Genomic DNA, 23,349 nt, shown 5'->3' on the forward strand with positions numbered 1-23,349 from the left:
AATTATTTTCAAAAAAATAAAAAAACACGCTAACGCGCCCCTCCCCCCAAACATGTCTAGGTGGAAGCTATGTCCACCAAGCCCGAACACCAACGCGAGTTCATCTCATTGATCACCGAGCACCAAGCCGTGCTTCGGGCCTATATCATTTCCCTCATGCCTGGCTCCCCGTACACCGGTGATGTCCTGCAGGAAACCAACCTCGTCCTCTGGGAAAAAATGGACCAGTTCCAACCCGGTAGCAACTTCCGCGCCTGGGCCTTCACCATCGCCCGATTCCAGTCACTCAACTACCGCAGGAAACTTGAAAAACAAGGCGCCCGCTTCCTCAGCGAAGACCTCGCCGACATCCTCGCCGAACAAACAATCGAAGAGGCCCCTAAAACCGAGCGACGCATCAAAGCCCTCGAACTCTGCCTCGGCAAACTCAAAGCCCCCGACAGAGAACTCATCGAACGCCGATACCACTCGGATAAAGATCTCAATACCTACGCCGAAGAAGTCGGACGTACCGCCGGCGCCCTCAGAGTCAACCTTCACCGACTCCGTAACAATCTCAGAAAGTGCATCACCGCACGCCTCAGAACTTCCCCTCTCACTCCATGAAGCGCTCAGAAATAGATGATTCCATCCAAGACCTCCTCGATGGCTCTATCGAGGAAGCCACCCTCGTGGCCCTAGAGCAAGAACTACGACATAACCCTAAAGCGCAAAGCCGTTACGTCGAACTCGTGCACATGCACAGCGCCCTCGAACTGCGCGCCAGTGCCTCACAACAACTTCCCAATAATGTCGTCCCTATGGATCAAGTGATCCAAAAACAACAACGCCGATCGCTAAAACTCGCAGCCCTTGCCGCAGCCGCCGTCCTTCTCATCTCCTTCCTCGGCCTTCAACTCATCCCCCTCACTCAACAAACACCTCTCGCCTTCACCACCTCACCTGGCACCCAATTCACCCTCACCCATACCGACCCGGAAACGCCTACCCAAGAACTCACACTCGAACCTGGGTCCCGTCTCGAACTCAAACAAGGCTCCATCGAACTCACCTTCGCCTCCGGAGTCCAATCCATCATCTTCGCACCCGCTGACCTCACCCTCCATGATGAGGATACCCTCGCCATGACCACCGGCCGCGGGTGGTTCAACGTCCCCCCAGCTGCCGTGGGTTTCCAAGTCCTCACCAAAGACCTCGATATCGTCGACCTCGGTACCGAATTTGGCGTACTCGCCGGCCCCCATCTCGACGATGAAATCCACGTCTTCACCGGTGCCGTCAATGCCACCTCCCGCCATAGCAATAAACTGAGCTACACCATGAAAGCGGGTGAAGCCCGCCAAGTCACCCGCAATGGCGCTCTTACCTCCATCCCCGTCGACCCATCATTCTTCCCCACACAGCTTCCAAACTCACTGCCACATCTGCGCTGGAACTTTGATCAAGAAAATCCCTTCCAAGTCACTGGCTCCCACCCAGAAGTCCCCTCCATCCATACCAGCCCACACGGCAACCCAACCCTCGTCGCCGGACGCAAGGGAGGCACAGCTCTCCAACTCAATGGCATCGACCAATTCCTCGAAACCAATTGGAAAGGACTCTCCGGACTCCGCCCACGCACCATCACCGCTTGGATCAAACTCGACCCTCAAACCAGCTACGATAATGACGCAGCCATCGTCGGCTGGGGCAAACGCTCCCAATACTTCGGTAAGTGCACCATGAATGTCTCTGGCCCTAAAAAACCGCGCCAACTCAGACTCTCCCTCGGTAACCGACACGCCAATACCCAATTCCAAGTCCCCACCGACCAATGGGTCCACCTCGCCATCGCCTCCAATGGAACCCTCGATGACCAACAACGACTTCACATCGACCTCTACATCAACGGCTTCAAAGAATCCCACACCACCCAAAGAGCCGATCGCGAATTCGAAGGTACCACCATCGACCAAAAAGGTGCTGTCCCTCTCCTCATCGGATCTAGCGTCCACCGCATCCAAAAAAATCGCGCCCTCCTAAAAGCACAAATCGACCAAATCACGATCTACGACGGCTACCTCGACCCCTACCAAATCGAACAACTCGCCCGTCAATAATCCCCCACCGCCTCCCCCCCTCAAGCCGCGGCTCACCATTCCCCCCTACCCTACCTATGCCCAGAACCAAGGTAAACACCCCAAATTCTGGCCCTAACACATCCAAATAACAAAATACAAATGATGAAAAAAATAACCTCATGCACCATACTTGGCGTAGTATTGAGCGTCAGTTCTGCACACGCTGTCACAGTCCTCGTTACAGGAGCAGCTAACTCAACAGCCCAAGGTTCTACCGATATTGGCTCTTGGTCCGTAGACCAGTTGATTGCAGATGACACCTCTAATGCCGCTGCTGCAGCTCAACGCACCATTACTTACACTGTTAGTAACCTCTCCATTGATAGCGACGGCACTGCCAATGATTCAGTAACTATCAATCTGTTGGTCACTGCTAGCGACAATATCCAAACATCGGGAACAACTGCCGCAGGTTGGCTAGCTGCCGGTGCAACCACAATGAATAGCAATGGTGATCAACTCACTATCGCGTTCGACTCCATCTCCGCGACTCTCAGTGGAGGGGGATCTGCAGACACCCTCACATTTGATGGGTTCTCTGCCGTATCATGGGGCTCATGGGCTTCAGGTCACACAGCTGTCGTTAATGGAGTTTCTAACTCTTACGTAGACGGTGTAATCAACAAGAAACAAACCGTATCGGGTAACTCTCTTGTGACAGTCTTCGATACCGCTGCGAACACCGGCGCTGCTCAAGACGCAGCAGGATCATGGCGCGCAGAGGGCTGGGACTTTTCCTTCACTGCTGAAACTGCTGTCGCCGTCCCCGAACCCTCCAGCTCCGCTCTGCTCGGTCTCGCTGGACTCGGCCTCATCCTTCGCCGCCGCAAATAAACGCCGCTTTCCTTCCCCCAAGCCGAGGGCCTAGCCCCTCGGCTTTCTTCCCCCACATACACTGGCAACTCCCATTTTCTCCTTCCAAGCGAACACAGAAAATGCCACCTTCCATACTCCCCCTTTCTTGGCGGTGTGGACAAAATGGTTTGCCGCCCGCTGAGAGTAGATTTTGCATCTGGCAAGGCGGATTTCATGGCGTGGATAAACATCCTCGCATTGGAAGACAACGAAGCCAGATACAAAAGATGCCTCAGCCTCCCAAATCCCTTTGCCGCATGGCAACTGACTCCATATCACCCTATCTAAAAACGGGTGGTGAAGCAATTTGTCTACACCACCTAAAAACCACTCAATACTCCCGACCATGGCTCCTAAAATTACCCTACTTGCTCTCCTCCTCACTCTCAGCCAATCCCAAGCTGCCGTCATCACCTACACCTTCATCAGCAATACTGGCGCAGACTTCTCCAGCTACATCGGCGCCCCTAACACGAGCCTCCCCATTGTCATCCAAGACATTGCCGCCACTACAGACGGAGTCAACTTCACTTTCGACCTTACTCTCGACGGCACTCTCAACGACGGCTCACAAGGTGCCGTCTTCTCGTCCCAACGCGTCAGACTCAGTGGAGACACCTCAGGAACCGATGATTCAAAAACTGTCGTCTTCACTATCTCTGACATCACCGTCCAGGGCCGCGGATCTGTCGATTCCTACGGGTTTGTTACTGTCGATAAATTCGACAATGGCGGTGGCGACGCCTGGCTCGTCAATGGTGTCGACACCCTCAACAGTGGATCTAACAATACTGAGGCTATTACCAAAAATACCGTCCTCAGTATCGAAGCCCTAGACGATGGTAGCAATGGAAACACCCGCCTCGAAGGCTTCCAAGTCGAATTTACCACCACGATACCCGAACCATCTTCCACCGCTCTCCTCGGACTCGGCGCACTCGCACTCCTCATGCACCGCAAGAAATAGGCACCTAGTGCCAGCTCTCCGGATCCACCCCGTAATACTTTACTAACTGAGCATAGAGCGCAGGATAGCGCTTGCGCAATTGCTTCGGCTTCTCATAAAAGGTCTCAGTCACTACAGCAAAAAACTCTGCCGGGTTCTCCGCCCCATAATCATCGATGACCGTCCGTTCACCAGCGTCCACACGTTGCTGAAATACATCAAATGCCGGCTTAAATACTGCCGCCCACTCTCGGTACGCCCCGCGGCTCTCTAACTCGGGTACTCCATCACCCGCCCCATCCGCTTGATCTAACTGGTGCGCAAATTCGTGCAAGACGACATCGTGACCATCGTGGGAATTTCTCCCACCTCCAACCACGCTCCCCCAAGACAACACCACGGAGCCCGTCCCCCAACTCTCCCCCAAACGTACATCCTCAGCCCCATGCTGGCCAGGAGCCCGATACGCCTCCGGATACACTAATATACTCCGCAGCTTCTCGTAATCGTGATGCGGTGCCCGCACTATCAATAAACACGCCTGACACGCTATCACCCGCTGCATGTGCCCCGTCACCTCCTCAAGACCACCACAGGGCTCAAAAAATTTCTCCTCTATGAAAACATGCGCCAAGCCATCTAACTCGTCACGAACATCATCTGGCAAGCGCTTGTATAAATCAAAATCGCGTCCGATCTCCTCCCTTTCTTCAGCACTAAATCTCCGCTTCAGCAATGCCGCCCTCCGACCCTCACGTCGCTTCTCTAAATTGCGGATGATGGCAAATGCTATCCCTAACACTACCACTATAAATAATACCGTGTAAACTTTTGCCATATCACTACTGACTACACCTACTCCGCCACTTTGCCAAGCACTCAGCCACACGCTCACTCGCGCCGATTCCAATTCACCAATGCCTCATACTCAACACCACTCCCACCAAAAATATCCAATGCTGAACCAACAGTTAAATCGAGCTTACCTCCACTGTGTCTGTCCACTGCTAACACATCATCCATCACTCCCACTCCTCCTGCATAGGTCATAGGAATCTTCCCCCAGCTTCCTAACAGCTCTACTAATTCCAAGTCGACCCCCCCACAAAGACCCTCCACATCAGCCGCGTGAACCAAATACTCAGCACAGTACTCAGCCATACGATCCAATGACGCCTCATTCACCTCCACATCAGTCAATGTCTGCCAGCGGTTCATCGCCACAGTCCAACCTCTTTCCGTACGTCGACAGCTCAAATCAACCACCAAACGCTCACGCCCAATCGCCTCTGACAGCTCCTTAAGACGATCCATCCGAAACACGCCATCTCCATCAAATAACCATGAAGTCACTATCACCTGACTCGCCCCAGCTTCAAGCCAGCTCTCAGCATTCTCTATTGTCACCCCTCCACCCAACTGCATACCTCCCGGCCACGCCCCCAATGCCCCCAATGCCGCTTCGCGGTTCCCTGGCCCCAACTGAATCACATGCCCCCCACCTAAACCATCCTCACGGTAACGCTGCGCAAATTCCTCAGCCGAAGCCTCAGCCACAAAGTTTTCCTTCAAGCCGGCGCCATCATCAGATAGGGTGCCGCCAACAATTTGCTTCACTTGGCCATTGTGAAGATCAATACATGGTCTAAATTTGGTCATCGCTCTGACACGCAGCAGAATCCAGACCCGAGTAAAGCGCAAGCACCAAGCTATGAATCCCATCAAAATCACCTTTCTCGCCGGCCTCAGTTTGGCCGCCCTCAGCTCATGTAATAAAGATTCCTCCACCAAAAATGAGGACTCCAGCGCGACACAACCCACCCTACCCCAAGGCCCAATCGCAGCCCCAGAAGGCATGGTCTGGATTCCCGGTGGCACTTATTGGCGCGGTAACGAAGAAGACCCCGGTAACCTCTCCGTCTTCCTCGAAGGCATTACCAACCCACTCCAACGTAAACAAATTGCCGAAAAACATTTCCTCGAGGAACGCCCCGTCCACCAAGTTGCCGTCGATGGATTCTTCATGGATGAAACCGAAGTCACCAACCGCCAGTTCAAAGCCTTTGTCGACGCCACTGGCTACGTCACCATGGCTGAAACCGGCCTCAAACAGGAAGACTTCCCAAACGCGCCCGCAGATGCCCTCGAACCCGGCGCAAACGTCTACACTAAACCTGCAGAACCACTCAACCCACGCCGCACCGATAACGCTTGGCGCTGGTGGGCCTACACAAAAGGGGCCAACTGGAAACACCCAGAAGGCCCAGGTTCAACCATCGAAGATAAAATGGATCACCCCGTCGTCTGCGTCAATTACGACGACGCCGCCGCCTATGCCAAATGGGCTGGTAAACGCCTCCCAACCGAAGCCGAATGGGAGCGCGCCTCACGTGGAGGCCACGAAAAACGCATGTTCATCTGGGGGCCTAACGTCAAACACGAAGGTAAATGGATGGCGAATTGCTTCCAAGGGGATTTCCCCAATTCCTCAGTCGCTGAAGATGGCTTCCACCTTTCAGCCCCAGTAAAATCCTATCCACCTAACGACTACGGCCTCTACGATATGGCCGGCAATGTCTGGGAAATCTGCAGTGACTATTATAACCCACGTTACTACGAAGACTACATTCTCAACCCAGTGAAAAACCCCACTGGCCCCATCCAACCAATTACAGAAGCTGAGTCGACCCAACTCCTGCGCACCGGCACATGCCCGCCACCGCAACCCGGTATGCACCCACTCAGCCACCTCCGCGTCGCGCGCGGCGGCTCATTCCTCTGCCACTTCTCATACTGCCTGCGCTTCCGACCTGCAGCACGCCACTACCACGAGCCACTCACTCCCACCCACCACACAGGTTTCCGCTGTGTCAAAGATGCACCCAAAACCACCCCTACCAAGTGAAGCCAGCTGACCTCATCGCCCGCGGTAAACGTGTTGTCGAAATTGAAATCGAAGCGCTCAATGCCCTTATTGAAAACCTCGACCAGGACTTCGCTCACGCCATCGACCTCCTCACGGCCACTCTCAACCGTAGTGGTAAGATTGTCGTCGTCGGTATCGGTAAGTCAGGAAATATCGGCCATAAAATTGCCGCTACTCTAAACTCCACCGGCTCCACCGCAGTCGTCCTCAACTCACAAAACGCCCTCCATGGCGATCTCGGCCTGCTCTCAGACGGAGATGCCGTCATTGCTCTCTCCTATTCCGGTGAAACCTCTGAGTTGCTCGACCTCCTCCCCCATATCAAGCGATTCGATGTCAGCCTCATCTCTATCACAAAAAGCAAGGAATCTACCCTCGCCAGCCATTCAGATGTAGCCCTGCTCACTCCCGTCAGCAGAGAAGCTTGCCCACTCAATCTCGCGCCAACCTCATCCTCCACCGCGGCGCTCGTCATGGGCGACGCTCTCGCAATGACATTGTTAGAAGCACGCGGGTTTACCGAAAAAGATTTCGCAAAATTCCACCCCGGCGGCTCTCTAGGCAGAGCCCTGCTCACCTCAGTAAAAGACATCATGCGCACCGGAGACGAAGTCGCCACCGTCGCCGAGTCAGCCACGATCACCGACACTGTCGCAGCCATGAGCAACGCCAGAACCGGATCAGCCGTCATCCTCAACACACAAAATGAAATCGCTGGCGTCTTCACCCATGGCGACTTTGCCCGCGCCTTCCAAAAAAATAATCACATCGGTGCCCAACCAATCCGCGACTTCATGCACCCATCACCCATCACTATTCACCAAGACGCCCTCGCCGCCGAAGCGGTCAAAGTCTTCCAACAACAACGTATCGATGACCTCATCGTTGTTGACTCACACCGTAAACTCGCAGGACTCGTCGACTCACAAGATCTTGCACGACTAAAAATTGTCTAGCCAAGAGCGAACCAATTTCCTACCAACCCCACATCATAAGTGGCCAACACGCCCCTTTAAGTATCAAACTTCACAACCTTTAAAACCATGGCAGCTGTAGTAGCAACCAACCTCAAAAAAGGCCAGTGCATCAAGTATCAAGGTGAAACTGGACTCGTTCTCGGACTCGAACACCGCACCCCCGGTAAAGGCAACGCGCTCGTCGCTGCCACTATCCGTTCCTTCCAATCTGGAAAAACTAAGTCCATCCGCTTCGCCTCCTCCGATAAAGTCGAAATCGTCGAAACCGATCGCCAAAAGCTCGAGTTCTCCTACGCGGACCCAGCTGGCTACAACTTCATGGACCTCACCACCTACGAGACAATTACCCTCGATAAAGCTCTCGTCGAAGACTCCGTCGATTACCTCAAAGAAGGCCTCGAAGTCGAAGTCCTCTTCATCGAAGGCAATGCCGTCACCGTCACCCTCCCAGCCACTGTAGAACTCCTCGTTACCGAGTCCTCAGAAGGAATCAAAGGTGATACCGCTAACAACCCAACCAAACCAGCCACTCTCGAAACTGGTAAAATCGTTCAAGTCCCACTCTTCATCAAAGAAGGCGACGTCCTCAAAATTAATACTGAGGACGGCTCCTACCTCGGACGCGCATAACCCCCACAAGCTTTTCTTTCTCCAAGCCGTGTGGACCTAGGAATTTGTCCACACCACACCAGCAGAGTGCCTCACAGCATTCTGCTTTTTTTTTGTCCCACCACTCCCTATCATCACTTCTCTCAATGATGTCTGCGAGAGAATCAATGACTCTGCTAAGCGTATGTTTGATACCATGCGCCAATGGACCATGAGGCTAAACTAGACGTCGCAGAACTTCTCAAACGACAATCTGAAATCCTCGTTCGCCTCAACGAACTCAAAGATGCGAGTTGCCAGTTAGATGCTCAGATCGAAAGCATCACAAATAAACTAGAATCCTCCCACCCTGAGACGCCCTCCGTACCCAGCTCTCCCCAATCCATTGTTGAACCAACTCCACCATCCCCAAAAGCCCCCAATGCTTGCACACCTCCACCACTCCCCACTCCTCCTACCCCAAGCAAACCCTCCCCAACAACGCGTCCGACCAAACCCAAGAGCCCAGACTCCCCCACCACTGCAAACTGGGAGATCTCCTTCGGTCAAACTTGGCTCGTGCGCCTCGGTGTCTTCTCCCTGCTCACCGGCCTCGTTTTTCTAAGCACCTACGTCTATAAAAATTGGTTCTTCCAAGCCCCTGCTCCCCTCAAGGTCGGCTTCTTCATGACTCTATCACTCGCACTCTCGGCAGCCGGAACCTACTTCGAAAAAAGTAAAAAAAACCTCAAACATTACGGCCAAGTCCTCACCACAGGCGGCCTCGTTGGTGCCTACTACACCCTCTATGCCGCCCACTTCACGGAGTCTCTCTACTGTATCAGCAGCCCAGTCCTTGCCGGCGCCCTCCTCACCGTCTGGGCTGCGCTCATACTCGCCTACGCTGATTGGAAAAAATCCCAACCCGTCAGTATCATCGCCATCGTGCTAGCTTTCTACGGCGTTGTTCTAAACCCCTCCGGCTGGATCAGCCTCTTTTCCGCCACACTTCTCTCCGCTGGAGCGATGTGCCTCGCCATTCGTCATAGCTGGAAACCACTCGCTCTCACCACTCCAATAACAGCATTCCTCTCCCACCTTATTTGGCTCTGCACCACCCCAGCCCCCCCAAGCTCAACGATACAAGTCGGCTTCTTGCTTGCCTACTGGGCGATTTTCTCGCTGTCCGTCAGCAAGCCATTTACATCAAAGTTCGATCCAAAACTGAGTGCGAGCATCCTCTTTCTCAACAATACTGCCACCTGGGCCTTTAGCGTCTTTCTTTTCCCCTCATGGACACCCCGAGAAAACCTCGGTGAACTCTCCCTCTACCTCGGCGCGTTTTACCTCACCTGCGCCGCTCTAACCTACAAAAACAAGCTTTGGCACAAAGCTCACTTCAAAATATTTCTCACCCAAGGGCTCTTCATCCTTACCCTAGGCATCATCACAGAAACCCATGGATACTATCGCTTTTTGTTGCTCGGCCTTGAGTCAATCGTGCTTCTGAGTGCCGGCATACGCTCAAAGAACCTAAGCCTCAAGGTCTGCTCCCTCCTGCTCTACCTGATCACCCTCATGGCAGCGTTCTCAGACCTCCCACTCAGCACCACTAGCTATTCCCTCCTCGCCTTTATCTCGCTGCTCTTCAGCGGACTAACTCAATATGCATGGAAGCCGATAACACGCGCCCCCATTGCCTCCTTCCCAGCCCTAGTCACTTGGCTCTGTATACTCTTCGCCTTCAACACACAAACCACACTGTCTAACGCCCTACTTTTCTGCTCTATCACAGCCACCTCTCTCTGGACTCTTTTCCTGATCACAAACAAGCCCGAATCCCTCAAACATGTTGCCTTCGTCGCCAGCCTGCTCCCCTTAGCTACCCTCTGGATCTACCTCCAGATTGACTCCTATGATCATCTGAGTTGGCTCGTAATCCCCATCGGCCTCACCCACTGGTATACAGCCCCGAATATCAGATCCAATACCGAGTCCTCACTCGCTCTCCCCCCACTCCAGCCATGGTTAGATCATCGCTCTCTCACCAGCTACTCCTTCTCCATTTTCACCTTCCTTCTCGTCTATCAAGTCCTATCGAACACCCTTGAGGCTCCTCAAACATCATGGCTGTACCTCGCAGGTGCTGTCGCCATCTTTGCTCATTTGATAGGCAGCCTAACACACCGTCTAAGCATCAGCATCCCAGCCATTCCTTTCCACATCCTAGCTCTCACATATGTAAACTCCGCCCCCCCCGCAAACCAATACCTCCCCTTCACCCTTCTCTGTGCACACCTTGCTCTCAACGAATACAAATCCCCGATAAAAAGTGCCACACGTAATGCTCTCGCGCCTATCAGTACGCTAGCTCTCTACCTTGCCAGTCCAACACCAGCCATCCCGCTCACCCTCTTAGCAATCAGCTTCTTTGTACTCGCTCATAACCGTAGGGACCCACACCTCTATTACACTGGTACTCTCTTCTCCCTTCTCTTGGCGAGCACTGCAGCTCGGATAGACTTTGCCCCATCATGGTTCGCCTACCTCCCTATGCTCACCCTCCTCACCCTCTCAACAAAAATACCCTCCACACAAAACTATAAAGCCCACAATCCCCTTAGAATCTGTGCAGAAATTCTTACGATGCTCCTGCTAGTCTCCTACGCCACCAAACACACCCTCTACCTGTTTGATGGAAATGGCCTCGCTATCTGCCTCGCAATACTCGCTACTCTTCTTTTCACGCTAGGTCTCTCTACCCAATACCGCCTCTATCGACTCTCAGGTCTCCTTCTCCTCGCCGCCAGCTTCGGCCATGTCATCACCATCGATGTCATGCAACTTAATACCCTCGCACGCATACTCAGCTTCCTCTCCATCGGCTTAATCCTCATCGGCCTAGGCTACCTCTACCATCGCTTTCAAGAACGCATCCAGCGCTTCCTCTAACATCACGACTGCAGAGATACGCTGATGGATGAAAACCTAGCCCACTCTGGACCAGACTTCGCAAAGTGGTATAAGCCTCCCATTCTTTTTCTTGTCGCTGCTTCCTCTGGCTTCTAAGTTCTAGCCCGAAGAACTAGCTCTATGAAACCACTTATCAAAACTGCCATTGGCCTGATCTGCGGCTTCCTGCTAATCTTCCTCCTTCTCAATACCACTGGGCTTCTCACCCAAGAAGATCTCGCTAACATCCTCCGTGATGCTGAACAATGGCCTAAAATATGGATCGGCCTCCTCGTCATTGGCCTTCTCATCTCCGATATCCTCATCCCTGTTCCTGGTATCGTCGTCGTCAGCCTCGCAGGCTACTTCCTCGGACCATTCTGGGGTGCCGTTTGTGGCTCACTCGGCCTCACTCTAGCAGGTGTTACCGGCTACACACTCTGTCGACTCTACGGCTATCAAATGCTCCGACGTATCTACCGTGACGAGGAATTGCTCCTCGACATGAAAGCCACATTCCACAGGCACAGCGTACTCGTGCTGCTCCTCTCACGCGCAGCCCCCATGTTCCCCGAAGCCGCTAGCTGTCTCGCAGGCGCCACTCATATGCCCTTTCTGCGCTTCCTTCTAGCATTTGGCTCTAGCTGCACCCTCTACTCCATTGCTGTCGCCTACGCAGGTTCGCTCTCCTCCTCCGAGGATATCACTCCAGCAATCATCGCCTACCTCTGTATCATGACCGTCCTCTGGTCATCTTGGGCTCTCTTCTCCCGAAAAATGAAAAAGGAAAAAAATCAAAGCCAGTCCTGACCTCTCATTTGCCTTGCAGCACTTCGACAATCTCTAAAGCTTCTCCGTTTCCTAACAGAGAGTGACAAAGGTTCACCGCCCCAAATTCTCCAGCCTCTCGCTCAAGCACACGCCACAGACGACTCCCCCCACTGAGACGTTCACGTACAAGATCGGGGCTCAGCATCGCAACCGAGTCAATTAGGGGAAAACCTAGCAGACTATGCTGCATCTTGAGAAACTTCGGCCCCAATAACTGTGGCGCTAATTTCTCCCCCGCGTGCTGCGCAATAATCCTCTCACATGCGTGTGCGTAATAATTTAGAAAGGGGTTGCCTGGTTCAAACACACAAACTGCGTTGTGCACCCCCCTGTGAACCTTCCCGCCCTCTTCCACCCATACCTCGCGACCAAAAGCAAATCCACCATCTAACTTTGCAGGCAAGCTCATCCTGCTTGGCTCCACTACAAGCACATCTGCATCTAACCACACTACCCTCTCGTGTCCATCCGCCAGCAAGGACTGCGCCAATTTCAACCGACCTAAATCCGCCAACATCGGCCACCTCCCAGAAAGCTTTCCCTTAAAACTATCAGATATGCCAGCTAGTAACTCAGCATCTCCGTAGCTGCGGTAAAGCGCCCCACATTCCTCCGCCCACCTCCGCACCGATCCCATACTCCGAGTAATCCACTCGGGCACCTCCTCGCTACGGTATGATTGAATGACGATCATCCCACTGTGTTTGCACCATTCACTGATAGCTTCTGCCCACTGATAAAACTCGCCTCATTGGATGCGAAAAAAGCAACAGCATGCGCCACATCTTCAGGGCTGCCCATCCTTTTCATTGGAACGCCTTGTCGGTATCCCTCCATGGCTTCCTCGGCTTCTTCCTCGTGCCGTTCTACGGGTATCCAACCCGGGGCCACATTATTCACTGTGACCCCATACTCACCTAACTCACGAGCCATCGTGTGTGTCCAACTATTCTGCCCTCCCTTCGCTGCGACATAAGCACTATAGTCAGTCACACCATTATCTATCACCTCACTCGTGATGTTGATGATCCTTCCAAACTTCCTCTCTTTCATCCCCGCAAGTGCCGCCTTGGACAAATAAAAGGGACTCATAACAAAAGCATCTAGCATACTCCTATAGTGCTCAGCATCATAAGACTCCATTGGCAGCATCGTCTGAGTCGGAGTCGCATTGAGTACCATGATGTCCACCTTCCCATAAAGATCACACGCACATCCCACTAACTTCTTACATGCGGACTCATCAAGGATGTTCGCCTGTACAGCCTCTGCTTCCCCTCCCTTAGCCCGAATCGACCGAACCACCTCATCAGCCATCTCAGCGCTCTGATAATAATTCACAACCACTTTAGCCCCTAAACTTGCGAGTACCCTTGCTATCGTTGCCCCCAATCCCCGGCTCGCCCCCGTCACCAATGCCACCTTTCCCTCTAAACTAAATGTTGCCATGCCAAAAAGCTAAGCGAAGCCCAGAATGCACACAAGTACCATTGACCTCCCGCCCATTCTCAACCACAAAACCAAGCGATGAACGATTCAATATGGATGCACTGGAGCGGTGGTAAAGACTCAGCATACGCACTCACCCGGCTACTCAACGAGCCATCACCCGTCACCGGTCTCGTCACCTCCCTCAGCCAAGAATTTAATCGTGTCTCAATGCATGGAGTCAGAGAAGAACTCCTCCAAGCACAAGCCCGCGCTCTCAACCTTCCCCTCCATAAAATCTACCTCCCTCGCGACTGCAATATGGAGGACTATAACACTCTCTTGCTCCATGAAATGAATACCCTCAAACAACAAGGCGCTACCACCTGCGCCTTCGGAGACATCTTCCTCGAAGACCTCAAAGCCTTCCGAGAAAAACAAATGCAGCAAGCCCAACTCCAGTCCTCATTTCCAATCTGGAAACAGGCTGACACCACCACTCTCGCAAAAACGATCATCGATGCCGGTATCAAAGCCGTCCTCGTCTGTATCAATGGTAAGTTCTTCGACTCCACATTCCTCGGCCGAGAATATGACCTCGACCTGCTCAATGACCTCCCACCCGGTGTCGACCCCTGTGGGGAAAACGGTGAATTCCATACCTTCGTCTACGACGCCCCACACTTCTCTAGCCCAATACCAATTACCCTTGGTGCAAAAGTCGACAAACTCTATACTCCAAACAGTGAGGAAAGCGATGAACCCGAATGCGGCGCCACTCCTGCTTGGGACACCACATTCCACTTCCAAGATTTATTGTTAGAAAACTAAGGCGCTACCATGACCACTCAAGAAGCACTCGAAATCGTTAGCTACAAAATGGCACTCAAAGATCCCGTGGCCGCGAAAGCAGACCCCGTACTCATCCCTTCTATCATCGAGAAGGCACTAGCAGACCAAGCTGCTGGATCTCCCAAAAAAATCGACCTAAAGGCCTACATGGCTGCTACGAAGCTCGTCAAACAACACCGTCTCGACCTCGCTAAACAAGCCGGTGAAGCCTTCCTAATGGAGAACGCTAAGGCTGACGGTATGCAAGCAACCGCTTCTGGCCTCCAGTACAAAGTGCTCACGCCAGCAGAGGGTGCAACACCGAGCCTCACGGACACAGTCACTGTCCACTACCACGGCACCCTCATTGACGGCACTGTCTTCGATAGCTCAATAGAAAGAGATAAACCCGCAACATTCGCTCTAAATAAAGTGATCGAGGGCTGGAAAGAAGGACTCCAGCTCATGCCTCTCGGTTCTACCTTCCAATTCTTTATCCCCCAGGACCTAGCCTACGGAGAACGAGGATCGGGCTCACAAGTCCCCCCCTTCGCCACTCTCATTTTCGAGGTCAAACTAATCTCCATAGATCCTATCACCACTCCGTGATTGAAAAGAATCGAATGTCGGTGCGGTTTTCTAAAAATGAACCGTGGCCTCACTTGAAAGCCTGTGCGGTATGGCTAGCGATCAACTCTCAGTCGACTCCTGACTCTCAAGCACATCCTTGTACACCACCCCATAAATCTCCCACACAGTCACAAAGAGTGCACAAATAATCGGCCCAATAATAAACCCTACCGCTCCAAACATAAAGATCCCCCCCAAAGTTCCGATCAAGATATACAAATCTGGCAAATTCGCATCCTTGCCCACCAACACAGGCCGCAGCACATTGTCAATAGACGCCACAATTCCAGCGCTCCAAGCTAACAATAGGATCCCTGCCATGTAGTCGCCGCGAATCAGCAGCCACACCACTGCCGGTCCCCACACCAATGGTGTTCCAATCCCCGGAATCACCGACAAGACCATCATAATGGCCGACCAAAAAACAGCCCCCTCAATCCCCGCAAAATACAATCCAATCCCCCCCAGTGCCCCCTGAATAAAACCAATCACCACCGATCCCTTCAAGGTCGCACGTGTCACTTGCAAAAACCTCCCTAACATTGCCTCGCGGTGCTCAGGCTTCAGCGGTAAATAATACACAATCTTCCCCACTAACTTCGGTCCGTCGATTAAGAAGAAAAACATCGCATACAGCATCACAAAACTATTGAGAAAAAAGGATGCCGCCCCAGTTGTCATCGTCGTCAAACTCTTCATAAATACAGTCGCAACCTTGCTCGCCGCCTGCCCAAACATCTCTACCAACTTCTCCTGCTCAGGTAAAAAATCTGCCACCATCGGAAATTGTTCACTCACCCACTTCCCGCTCTCCTCTAAACTCGTGTGCTCCACTTGATACTGAAGCCAGGTAAAAGCACTCTCACTCACCTTATACGCCTGCCCCACCACCACACTCGCCAACGCAAGCAAAGGTAATCCAACCAACATCAAGGCCAATAAAATCGTCACTACCGATGCCGCTGCATCTCTCCCTTTTAAAGCAACTCTAACACGCCGGTAGACAGGCCTCAATAATCCAGCAAATATCCCAGCTAACAAGAGCGGCATCAAAAAATCCTTAACAACAAATAGAAAAAGGACCGAAATGCCTAATGCTAACAACAACACTACAAATCGCCTGAAACGATTAGGGTCCGATATCATTGAGTCTATCATAGGTTAAGCAATAAGTTCTCACACCCCGTCGATCAAGAATAAGCGCACCAATCCATCACAGACACCTCCAATTCATCGTATCCACTAACTGATCTTCCCTATTGAAGCCTGCTCAGCCAATAGAGTACCCCGAAAAGCCTAACTCTAGTTGCCCCCAAAAGACACACTTCCTGAAACCAACCTAACACCAATCAGCCCACTCACTAATATGTCAATAGGGTCTAATCATTAGCCTTGCCTTGCCAAACACACATTGCCTACACTGCTTTCATGGGTATAGTAGTCAAAATTAAGGAAAGCCGTACGAACTACATCGTCTTAGAACTATTCGGCAAACTCGACGGCCAAGCCTCTGAGCAATTCGAAAAAGTGATAGACGAAATCCTCAACGAAAAACCCAAAGGGATCACTCTCACTTTTGATATGGCCTCTGTTGACTACATCAGCAGCATGGGCATACGCCTCATCCTTCTGACCCGCAAGAAAATTGAACAACACAATGGCAAGCTCCTCCTTGCCCATGTTCAAAAACCCGTCCTCCATGTCATCGAGCTCGCTAAGGTCCTTCCAAGCTGGAGCATATTCTCCGGCGTCAAGGAGGCCGACGCCTACTTCGATAGCATCCAAAATCAGGTCAAAGAGTCTGACTAAGCCCCCCTCTCGCCTGATTAGACCTCTTTCCAGCCGAACAACATGATTATAGGAAATATCCTCGTTGTAGACGATGACTTCGGCACCAGAGAAATTATCAAACATAATGTCATCGAACAAGGCCACCAAGCAACCGCTGTCGAGGATGGTGAAAAAGCCATCGAACTCCTTAAATCCAGAGCTTTTGACCTAGTCCTCCTCGATGTCCTGATGCCCGGACTCGACGGCCACGAGGTGCTGCGTAGGCTAAAAGCCGATCACCTCCTGAGACATATCCCTGTCGTAATGATCTCCGGACTCGACGATATCAAAAGCGTCGTCACATGCATTGAAATCGGAGCTGAGGACTTCCTCACCAAACCCTTCGACCCAACCCTGCTCCGTGCACGCATCAATTCTTGCCTCGAGAAAAAAACTCTCAGAGATAAAGAACAAGAACACCTCGCCGCCATCGAAGCAGTCAAAAAACGCCTCGAAAAAGAACTCTCCGAGGCCAGCCACTACGTACGCTCCATCCTCCCACAACCACTCAATACAGCAGACCTCAAAGTCGACTGGCGCTACATCCCATCCAATGAACTTGGCGGCGATACCTTCGGCTACCAACAAATTGACCCAGACCATTTTGCACTATACTTGTTAGATGTCTGCGGACATGGTGTCGGACCTTCTCTCCTCTCTGTATCTGTGCTCAATGCTATTGCCTCTGAGGAACTCTCTAACACAGATTTTACGAAACCCTCCCAAGTCTTAAGCAAACTCAATAATGCATTCCCCATGGAGAAACAAAACGATATGTTCTTCAGCATTTGGTACGGAGTGCTGCACCTTCCATCAATGACTCTTGAATATGCAGGAGGCGGCCATCCACCAGCCTTACTACATACCCCTGAACACCCACTAACGGAGCTACAATCTTCCGGTCCTATCATCGGCATCGATGCCGATTCAGAATACCACACCCAAAAACAGCAATTGCTCCCAGGTAGTAAAATCTACCTGTACTCCGACGGAGTCTACGAACACCAACAACATGACGGCACAACCGTCGATTTCGATTCCTTTAAGTCAATTCTAGGAAACGCCGCTCTCAATCCCACCACACTCGAAATACTCGAGTCATGGGCTAGAGAAACACATGCAGCACCCACACTAGAAGATGACTTTTCTATCATCGAACTCAGCCTCCCTTGAGCTAAACCCGGCTATCTTCCCAGCACTGTGAAGCAATTTGCCCAGACTAGGCGCTGCGTTTCCAAGCCAAGCTCACCACGTTTTGTCTTCTACTGTATTCGTAGTGGATCGCTTCTGCTGTATTCAGAAGTAAATAAATCCCAAGACCTCCAACTTCTCGATCTGCTATTTCTGCCTCCAAATCTGGTTGCTCTAATTCCAACGGATTGAATGGTGGACCTAGATCCTTGATCGTTAGCTTGATCAATTCCTTGCTGACCACCACTTCTATGTATGCCAAATCCTGATCCGAAAGCGGAGTGTGGTCTATCAGGTTCAATAAGAGCTCCTCAATTGCGAGACGAACATAGTAACTCACCTCACTCTCAACTTGGTGCATCGTCAGAAAATCTTGAGCCTTATCAATTGCCTCAAAGACAGACTCTTTATTGATACCTACGCTGATGTTTACGTGCTTCACTTAGAATACAAAATACTAGTTCACTCTAAAAATCGATGACATAATTCACTGAATCTCTACCACCTCGTTCCATCCACACTTTTTTCACACGGATATGCTGTACGCCTACCCATCATTCCTCTTCAATAGCTTCTAATCCTCATCCATTTTACACCCTATGCATGAAGCTTCAAAAACTTGCATCCTCATTGTCGATGATAGGGTCGAAAATATCGACATCCTAACAGCTCTCCTCGGCGATTCTTTTAAAATTAAAGTAGCCACCAATGGCAACAAAGCCATCCAACTCGCCAGCTCCCACCCACAACCTGACCTCATTCTCCTCGATGTCGAAATGCCCGAGATGGACGGCTACCAAGTTTGTGAATCACTCAAATCAAACCCTCAAACCTCAGATATCTCCGTCATCTTTCTCACCGCTAGAGCCGAAAAAAATGACCAGAAACATGGATTCATGATTGGTGCCGACGATTATATCACGAAACCCTTCGACCCAGATATCACACGCTCACGCATCGAATCCCGACTCCAGCTCATCACTCATAAAAAACAACTCACCTCAGAGATCGAAAACCTCAAAAACCAAAGCCCACGCTTTGATAGAGACCTGAGTGAACCGGAAATCAGCGAAATCCTATCACAAGGTGAAACCGAATTTGCAGAGTTTAAGTCCACATTGAGATACCACCTACACGCCAAACGAAACGATGCTAAAATCGAAAATCAATGCCTAAAAAGTGTGGCTGCTTTCCTCAACGGAAACGGCGGTTACCTCTTTGTCGGTGTCGACGACGACGGAATCCCACTCGGATTGAATGCAGATAATTTCAAGAACGACGATAAGCTCCTCCTCCACTGGCACAACCTCTTACGCACGTGCATGGGCGCCGAAACTTCAGAGTTCATCCGTTCTAATATAGTCTCTATCAAAGGGACTCCGATCCTGCTAATCCAATGCTCCCCCTCATCCAAGCCCGTCTTTCTCTCCAGAGACGGAGAAGAACACTTCTATGTGAGAATGGGAAATTCTACCCTCTCACTCAAACCCAGCGAAATGCTCGCCTACGTCGATTCCCATTTCGGTTCAGCTAGATAATCCCATGACTCAAAACACATTTCCTAACATTGAAGGAATCGATTCCTCTGCCGCCATTGCACGCTGTGCCGGTAACGTCGACCTCTATAAAAAAATTCTCCTAAGCTTCTGCCAATCCCAAGCGGACTCCCCAACCACGCTGATAACACACTTCACGAACTCCGAATACTCCACGCTCCAGTCTCTCGCCCACGCCATCAAGGGGGCTGCTGCAAACTTAGGAGTCACCCCAGTTGCTGAGACTGCAAAAACTGTCGAGCAATCCATCAGAAACTCTGGCCATTGCGAGGAAGCTCAAGTCCAACAACTTTGCGACGCCCTGAGACATTCTATCGACCTCCTAAACCAGCACTTGATCCCCACCTCACCAGACTTAGAGCCCGTCATCAATTTACTCAAACAATCTGACCCACAAGCCACTAAGTCCATCGAGGCTCTAATTAAAGAATCTACGGACAACAACCTCAGCGCAAAACTGCGACAAGCCCTCATTCTTTGCCAACTCTACCAGTTCGATGAAGCTCTCGACGCTCTTCAGTAACCCCGCTATTAACTATTCGATGTGATGTGACAAATCGATTGGAAAGTCACATTCAATTGCTTCTCAAGGCCTCCCATCATCGCTGAATGATCACCTATAGAATTTTCAAGTAACGCTGCGTGAAGATCTGATGCCACATGATGCAAAAGATTGAGACAAAGATTACCACTCACTCCTTTCAAGTTGTGTACCCTCTCAATAGCCTCTTCCATCGCACCCTTTTCTAACGCCTCTTTAACTTCATGGACAACATTCTCATTTTGCTGAACGAATTTACTCAGTAAATTATAGTACAAAGTCCGGTTTCCTCCTAACAGTTCTAGAGCAGACTCAACATCTATAATGTCACTACTCACAGACGGCATTTCTACCTCCTGCTCTACAGCCTTCTTCTCGCTTCGATACCCTCCACCGGGTCTAAACCACTCCATCATCGCCTGATATAAGGTGTCTGGGTCTATAGGCTTTGCGACATGATCCTGCATCCCTGCAGCTTTTGCCTTCTCGCTATCTCCAGCCATAGCATTAGCGGTCATGGCCACTATCGGAAGCTCCGCCGTGCTCTTGTCTCCTCTGAGCACTTTAGTCGCAGTGTAACCATCCATCACAGGCATCTGAATATCCATCAGCACTCCAGAATACTCCTTGCTGCGGGCTAACTCCACTGCGACCTTGCCGTTCTCCGCCACTTCCACTTCCACATCCACAGCCTTGAGTAATTCAGTCGCGACAATTTGATTGATCTCGTTGTCCTCCACTAAAAGAACCCGCATGCCCTTCAATGCCGAATATTGCGAACTATAATCACCATGTTCATCAGGTAACTCATGCTCCTCCTCACTGAAGACCTTGATGATGTTATCAAACAATAACGAGCTACTCACCGGCTTCAGCAATACACCTAATATTCCAGCTTGCTCAGCATTTTCGGACAAGCCTTCTGCCCCATACGCTGTTACCATAACGATCTTTGGCTGGTGCTTTATCTTGGGAGTTTCTCGTATCAACCTAGCTGCCCTTATTCCATCCATCTCCGGCATCTTCCAATCCATCAACACCAAATCTACAGGTACTTCCTCTTGTGCTGATAGAATTTCATCCAACCCTTCCCTAGCTGATGCTGCTAACACCACATCAAATGACATCGAACTCAGCATCTCAGCAAAAATCTCGCGCGAACTCGCATTGTCATCCACAACTAACACCTTAGTCCCCTCAAGCTTTTTACTCGGAATCATATGCTGCGGCTTCTTAGCAGCTTTATCCGACTTCTTGCACACGATGTTGAATGTAAAACAGCTCCCTTCACCTTCAACACTCTCAAGCCGAATCTCCCCCCCCATCATCTCTACCAATCTACGGCTAATAGATAACCCTAAACCAGTCCCCCCAAATCGCCGAGTCGTAGAGCTGTCAGCCTGAGTAAACGGCCTAAAAAGACTCGCCTGCACCTCCGCTGACATACCAATCCCCGTATCCCTTACCGAGAACTCTAACTCAATCTCAGTCTCATCCTCCCGTAACGGTCTCACCGAGGCTATAACCTCGCCATCCTCCGTAAACTTCACAGCATTCGTACACAAATTTAATAACACCTGCTGTAACCTTAAGGGGTCACCAACCAAAGTCGTAGGCGTCGTTGGATCAATCCTAAACAAAACCTCCAAATTCTTTTCGTGAGCCTTAATCCCTATCATCGTGCTCAAATTCATGAACACTTCCTCTAACTCAAATGGAATGTCTTCTACTGATAACTTGCCTGCCTCAATCTTAGAAAAGTCTAGAATGTCATTGATAATACCTAACAATGAGTGAGCTGACTTATTGATCTTCTGAAGGTAGTCTCTTTGCTTCGTATTTAATTCAGTCCGCAAACATAAATGAGACATCCCTATGACCGCATTCATAGGAGTGCGGATCTCATGACTCATGTTCGCTAAAAAGTCAGACTTTGCCCGCGTTGCTTCCTCCGCCGCATCCCTTGCTAATTCCAGAGCTTTCTCTAACTCTCTACGCTCTGTGATATCGATGATAAACCCATCAAGATACTCTGCGCTCCCATCCTCATTATACACAGCCTGGCCACATTCATACACATCACGTACATTCCCATCTTCACGTATAATACGATACTCCAATACGTAAGACTTAGCATGCTCAATAGCCTGCTTCACTTCCCCACGTACGAAATCCACGTCATCTGGGTGAATAATGTCTACGAACCTTACCTTCCTCTTCTCCCCTAGAAAATGCTCCGCTTTGTACCCAGCTAAACTCTCAATCTGAGGGTTTAAATATAACATACTCCAAGAAGCATCAGGTAAACATCGGTAGATCACCCCTTGCACGTTATTGTTCAAGGATCGCAAACGTTCCTCATTCTCCTGAATTTCCCGCTCCGCCTTCTTCCGAGACGCCGCCATGTGCATCAATGCATTCCCCAGCTCGTCCTTCTCACTCCGTAACTTAAGATCATAACCAAAATCACCTTGCGCCACAGCCTGCGCAAAGTGCACCACATCCCCATACGACTGACAGAACTTTACATAACTCTCACTTATCCGATCCACCTCCAAAAGATTGCTGTCCACTTCAAGATCACCCTCCGGAAGCTTACCACTTGATAACTCAGCTAAAGAATCCGCAATTTCTGATATCGGCCGACCAATCCGTCTGCTCGCGTACAATGCTGCAACAACTGCGCCTATCGCCGTGATACACAAAAACACTAGCAAATAATACCTCTGCTTCCGAAGTAGGGCAAAGGCCTCATCTGCATCCTGCTTCACTACAAGCCCCCACTCTAATGATGGGATATACCCCCATACCGCCAAACTCTGCTCATTCCTATAATCTAACTCTAGGTCAGAACCTCGCATTGCCTTTACAGCACGCTGAATCGGCTTGGCTCTGTCCTTCCCCATTTCAACATACCTTCTCGGGTCTGAAGAATGTTCCTCAACAATCAGACCACCACCATCACTCTTGCTATTCCTCAAGGGCGACACAATATGCACATGCTTCGAATCCGTGTCCAACCTCCCAGCTACAATTTCTCCCGTCTCTCCAAGACCTGCGTAATCACTTAATGTGTCAGAGAGGAATGGCACGGACTTAAGCGGTTTTTCGGTGTTTTAAAGTAGTCAGGAAAAGTCGGATAGGCTT

Annotated in this window: 22 protein-coding genes; 15 read left to right on the forward strand and 7 right to left on the reverse strand. The window is 50.9% G+C overall.

What is annotated here, in order from left to right; genetic code table 11:
* Positions 1 to 69 precede the first annotated feature (69 nt).
* From ACFSW8_RS06770 to ACFSW8_RS06785, 4 genes are all read left to right on the forward strand, one after another.
* Positions 70 to 606: a sigma-70 family RNA polymerase sigma factor gene (locus ACFSW8_RS06770; RefSeq protein ID WP_377086750.1), complete on the forward strand. Its 537-nt coding sequence runs from the start codon at positions 70 to 72 to the stop codon at positions 604 to 606.
* Complete coding sequence (locus ACFSW8_RS06775; protein ID WP_377086751.1) at positions 603 to 2,099, forward strand: LamG-like jellyroll fold domain-containing protein; 1,497 nt, start codon at positions 603 to 605, stop codon at positions 2,097 to 2,099. Before ACFSW8_RS06770 ends, ACFSW8_RS06775 begins: the two co-directional genes overlap by 4 nt.
* Positions 2,100 to 2,219: 120 nt before the next feature.
* Positions 2,220 to 2,954 (forward strand): PEP-CTERM sorting domain-containing protein, encoded by a 735-nt coding sequence (locus ACFSW8_RS06780; protein WP_377086752.1) that lies wholly within the window; start codon positions 2,220 to 2,222, stop codon positions 2,952 to 2,954.
* A 367-nt stretch (positions 2,955 to 3,321) separates the two neighbouring features.
* Positions 3,322 to 3,942: a PEP-CTERM sorting domain-containing protein gene (locus ACFSW8_RS06785; RefSeq protein ID WP_377086755.1), complete on the forward strand. Its 621-nt coding sequence runs from the start codon at positions 3,322 to 3,324 to the stop codon at positions 3,940 to 3,942.
* A 4-nt stretch (positions 3,943 to 3,946) separates the two neighbouring features.
* Here ACFSW8_RS06785 and ACFSW8_RS06790 read toward each other — a convergent pair whose 3' ends face one another.
* On the reverse strand, positions 3,947 to 4,759 hold the full coding sequence (locus tag ACFSW8_RS06790) for a M90 family metallopeptidase (RefSeq protein ID WP_377177794.1): 813 nt from the start codon (positions 4,757 to 4,759) through the stop codon (positions 3,947 to 3,949).
* A 53-nt stretch (positions 4,760 to 4,812) separates the two neighbouring features.
* Complete coding sequence (hisA, locus tag ACFSW8_RS06795) at positions 4,813 to 5,580, reverse strand: phosphoribosylformimino-5-aminoimidazole carboxamide ribotide isomerase (protein ID WP_377091377.1); 768 nt, start codon at positions 5,578 to 5,580, stop codon at positions 4,813 to 4,815.
* A 52-nt stretch (positions 5,581 to 5,632) separates the two neighbouring features.
* On the opposite strand from hisA, the gene ACFSW8_RS06800 reads away from it, so the two are divergent.
* The 5 genes from ACFSW8_RS06800 (at position 5,633) to ACFSW8_RS06820 (ending at position 12,174) form a co-directional block, all read left to right on the forward strand.
* A complete protein-coding gene (locus tag ACFSW8_RS06800; protein ID WP_377086757.1) occupies positions 5,633 to 6,826 on the forward strand; it encodes a formylglycine-generating enzyme family protein in 1,194 nt (397 codons plus the stop codon).
* Positions 6,823 to 7,803 carry a KpsF/GutQ family sugar-phosphate isomerase gene (locus ACFSW8_RS06805; RefSeq protein WP_377086760.1) on the forward strand — a complete coding sequence of 327 codons (981 nt, stop codon included), beginning with the start codon at positions 6,823 to 6,825 and terminating at the stop codon, positions 7,801 to 7,803. The genes ACFSW8_RS06800 and ACFSW8_RS06805 overlap by 4 nt, the downstream gene beginning before the upstream one ends.
* Before the next feature lie 87 nt (positions 7,804 to 7,890).
* Positions 7,891 to 8,454 (forward strand): elongation factor P, encoded by a 564-nt coding sequence (gene efp, locus ACFSW8_RS06810; RefSeq protein ID WP_377086761.1) that lies wholly within the window; start codon positions 7,891 to 7,893, stop codon positions 8,452 to 8,454.
* Between the two features lie 183 nt (positions 8,455 to 8,637).
* Positions 8,638 to 11,364, forward strand: coding sequence for a DUF2339 domain-containing protein (locus ACFSW8_RS06815; RefSeq protein WP_377086763.1), 2,727 nt, complete (start codon positions 8,638 to 8,640; stop codon positions 11,362 to 11,364).
* A 141-nt stretch (positions 11,365 to 11,505) separates the two neighbouring features.
* Positions 11,506 to 12,174: a TVP38/TMEM64 family protein gene (locus ACFSW8_RS06820; protein WP_377086765.1), complete on the forward strand. Its 669-nt coding sequence runs from the start codon at positions 11,506 to 11,508 to the stop codon at positions 12,172 to 12,174.
* A 4-nt stretch (positions 12,175 to 12,178) separates the two neighbouring features.
* Here ACFSW8_RS06820 and ACFSW8_RS06825 read toward each other — a convergent pair whose 3' ends face one another.
* Positions 12,179 to 12,889 (reverse strand): hypothetical protein, encoded by a 711-nt coding sequence (locus ACFSW8_RS06825; protein ID WP_377086766.1) that lies wholly within the window; start codon positions 12,887 to 12,889, stop codon positions 12,179 to 12,181.
* Complete coding sequence (locus ACFSW8_RS06830) at positions 12,886 to 13,644, reverse strand: SDR family NAD(P)-dependent oxidoreductase (protein WP_377086768.1); 759 nt, start codon at positions 13,642 to 13,644, stop codon at positions 12,886 to 12,888. Before ACFSW8_RS06830 ends, ACFSW8_RS06825 begins: the two co-directional genes overlap by 4 nt.
* Before the next feature lie 78 nt (positions 13,645 to 13,722).
* Between ACFSW8_RS06830 and ACFSW8_RS06835 the strand changes: the two genes are divergently transcribed.
* On the forward strand, positions 13,723 to 14,454 hold the full coding sequence (locus ACFSW8_RS06835; RefSeq protein WP_377086772.1) for a Dph6-related ATP pyrophosphatase: 732 nt from the start codon (positions 13,723 to 13,725) through the stop codon (positions 14,452 to 14,454).
* Positions 14,455 to 14,463: 9 nt separating this feature from the next.
* A complete protein-coding gene (locus tag ACFSW8_RS06840; protein ID WP_377086774.1) occupies positions 14,464 to 15,063 on the forward strand; it encodes an FKBP-type peptidyl-prolyl cis-trans isomerase in 600 nt (199 codons plus the stop codon).
* 81 nt (positions 15,064 to 15,144) lie between these two features.
* Here the strand turns inward: ACFSW8_RS06840 and ACFSW8_RS06845 are convergent, their stop codons facing one another.
* Complete coding sequence (locus ACFSW8_RS06845) at positions 15,145 to 16,242, reverse strand: AI-2E family transporter (RefSeq protein WP_377086776.1); 1,098 nt, start codon at positions 16,240 to 16,242, stop codon at positions 15,145 to 15,147.
* Positions 16,243 to 16,512: 270 nt separating this feature from the next.
* Here ACFSW8_RS06845 and ACFSW8_RS06850 point away from each other — a divergent pair, with 270 nt between their 5' ends.
* Together ACFSW8_RS06850 and ACFSW8_RS06855 are read left to right on the forward strand one after the other, a co-directional pair.
* Positions 16,513 to 16,893 carry an STAS domain-containing protein gene (locus tag ACFSW8_RS06850; RefSeq protein ID WP_377177796.1) on the forward strand — a complete coding sequence of 127 codons (381 nt, stop codon included), beginning with the start codon at positions 16,513 to 16,515 and terminating at the stop codon, positions 16,891 to 16,893.
* A 42-nt stretch (positions 16,894 to 16,935) separates the two neighbouring features.
* Positions 16,936 to 18,087: a PP2C family protein-serine/threonine phosphatase gene (locus ACFSW8_RS06855; protein ID WP_377086780.1), complete on the forward strand. Its 1,152-nt coding sequence runs from the start codon at positions 16,936 to 16,938 to the stop codon at positions 18,085 to 18,087.
* Between the two features lie 46 nt (positions 18,088 to 18,133).
* Here ACFSW8_RS06855 and ACFSW8_RS06860 read toward each other — a convergent pair whose 3' ends face one another.
* Entirely contained in the window at positions 18,134 to 18,547 is a 414-nt protein-coding gene (locus ACFSW8_RS06860) for an ATP-binding protein (RefSeq protein ID WP_377086781.1), read from the reverse strand.
* A 157-nt stretch (positions 18,548 to 18,704) separates the two neighbouring features.
* Here ACFSW8_RS06860 and ACFSW8_RS06865 point away from each other — a divergent pair, with 157 nt between their 5' ends.
* Both ACFSW8_RS06865 and ACFSW8_RS06870 read left to right on the forward strand, forming a co-directional pair.
* Positions 18,705 to 19,643 (forward strand): response regulator, encoded by a 939-nt coding sequence (locus ACFSW8_RS06865; RefSeq protein ID WP_377086783.1) that lies wholly within the window; start codon positions 18,705 to 18,707, stop codon positions 19,641 to 19,643.
* 4 nt (positions 19,644 to 19,647) lie between these two features.
* Positions 19,648 to 20,184, forward strand: coding sequence for an Hpt domain-containing protein (locus tag ACFSW8_RS06870; protein ID WP_377086784.1), 537 nt, complete (start codon positions 19,648 to 19,650; stop codon positions 20,182 to 20,184).
* 8 nt (positions 20,185 to 20,192) lie between these two features.
* On the opposite strand, the gene ACFSW8_RS06875 is transcribed toward ACFSW8_RS06870, so the two are convergent.
* Positions 20,193 to 23,294, reverse strand: a complete 3,102-nt coding sequence (locus ACFSW8_RS06875) for a hybrid sensor histidine kinase/response regulator (protein ID WP_377086786.1) — start codon at positions 23,292 to 23,294, stop codon at positions 20,193 to 20,195.
* Between the last annotated feature and the right edge of the window lie 55 nt (positions 23,295 to 23,349).

It is taken from the genome of Rubritalea tangerina, assembly GCF_042683245.1.
Lineage (GTDB): Bacteria > Verrucomicrobiota > Verrucomicrobiia > Verrucomicrobiales > Akkermansiaceae > Rubritalea > Rubritalea tangerina.

Bases quoted from the DNA above. Each gene is read 5' to 3' on its own strand.
- ACFSW8_RS06820 (WP_377086765.1), top strand. From the start codon at position 11,506: ATGAAACCACTTATCAAAACTGCCATTGGCCTGATCTGCGGCTTCCTG.
- ACFSW8_RS06800 (WP_377086757.1), top strand. From the start codon at position 5,633: ATGAATCCCATCAAAATCACCTTTCTCGCCGGCCTCAGTTTGGCCGCC.
- ACFSW8_RS06785 (WP_377086755.1), top strand. From the start codon at position 3,322: ATGGCTCCTAAAATTACCCTACTTGCTCTCCTCCTCACTCTCAGCCAA.
- ACFSW8_RS06870 (WP_377086784.1), top strand. From the start codon at position 19,648: ATGACTCAAAACACATTTCCTAACATTGAAGGAATCGATTCCTCTGCC.
- ACFSW8_RS06780 (WP_377086752.1), top strand. From the start codon at position 2,220: ATGATGAAAAAAATAACCTCATGCACCATACTTGGCGTAGTATTGAGC.
- ACFSW8_RS06830 (WP_377086768.1), bottom strand. From the start codon at position 13,644: ATGGCAACATTTAGTTTAGAGGGAAAGGTGGCATTGGTGACGGGGGCG.
- ACFSW8_RS06835 (WP_377086772.1), top strand. From the start codon at position 13,723: ATGAACGATTCAATATGGATGCACTGGAGCGGTGGTAAAGACTCAGCA.
- ACFSW8_RS06855 (WP_377086780.1), top strand. From the start codon at position 16,936: ATGATTATAGGAAATATCCTCGTTGTAGACGATGACTTCGGCACCAGA.
- hisA (WP_377091377.1), bottom strand. From the start codon at position 5,580: ATGACCAAATTTAGACCATGTATTGATCTTCACAATGGCCAAGTGAAG.
- ACFSW8_RS06815 (WP_377086763.1), top strand. From the start codon at position 8,638: ATGGACCATGAGGCTAAACTAGACGTCGCAGAACTTCTCAAACGACAA.
- efp (WP_377086761.1), top strand. From the start codon at position 7,891: ATGGCAGCTGTAGTAGCAACCAACCTCAAAAAAGGCCAGTGCATCAAG.
- ACFSW8_RS06850 (WP_377177796.1), top strand. From the start codon at position 16,513: ATGGGTATAGTAGTCAAAATTAAGGAAAGCCGTACGAACTACATCGTC.
- ACFSW8_RS06825 (WP_377086766.1), bottom strand. From the start codon at position 12,889: ATGATCGTCATTCAATCATACCGTAGCGAGGAGGTGCCCGAGTGGATT.
- ACFSW8_RS06790 (WP_377177794.1), bottom strand. From the start codon at position 4,759: ATGGCAAAAGTTTACACGGTATTATTTATAGTGGTAGTGTTAGGGATA.
- ACFSW8_RS06845 (WP_377086776.1), bottom strand. From the start codon at position 16,242: ATGATAGACTCAATGATATCGGACCCTAATCGTTTCAGGCGATTTGTA.
- ACFSW8_RS06840 (WP_377086774.1), top strand. From the start codon at position 14,464: ATGACCACTCAAGAAGCACTCGAAATCGTTAGCTACAAAATGGCACTC.
- ACFSW8_RS06775 (WP_377086751.1), top strand. From the start codon at position 603: ATGAAGCGCTCAGAAATAGATGATTCCATCCAAGACCTCCTCGATGGC.
- ACFSW8_RS06770 (WP_377086750.1), top strand. From the start codon at position 70: ATGTCCACCAAGCCCGAACACCAACGCGAGTTCATCTCATTGATCACC.
- ACFSW8_RS06865 (WP_377086783.1), top strand. From the start codon at position 18,705: ATGCATGAAGCTTCAAAAACTTGCATCCTCATTGTCGATGATAGGGTC.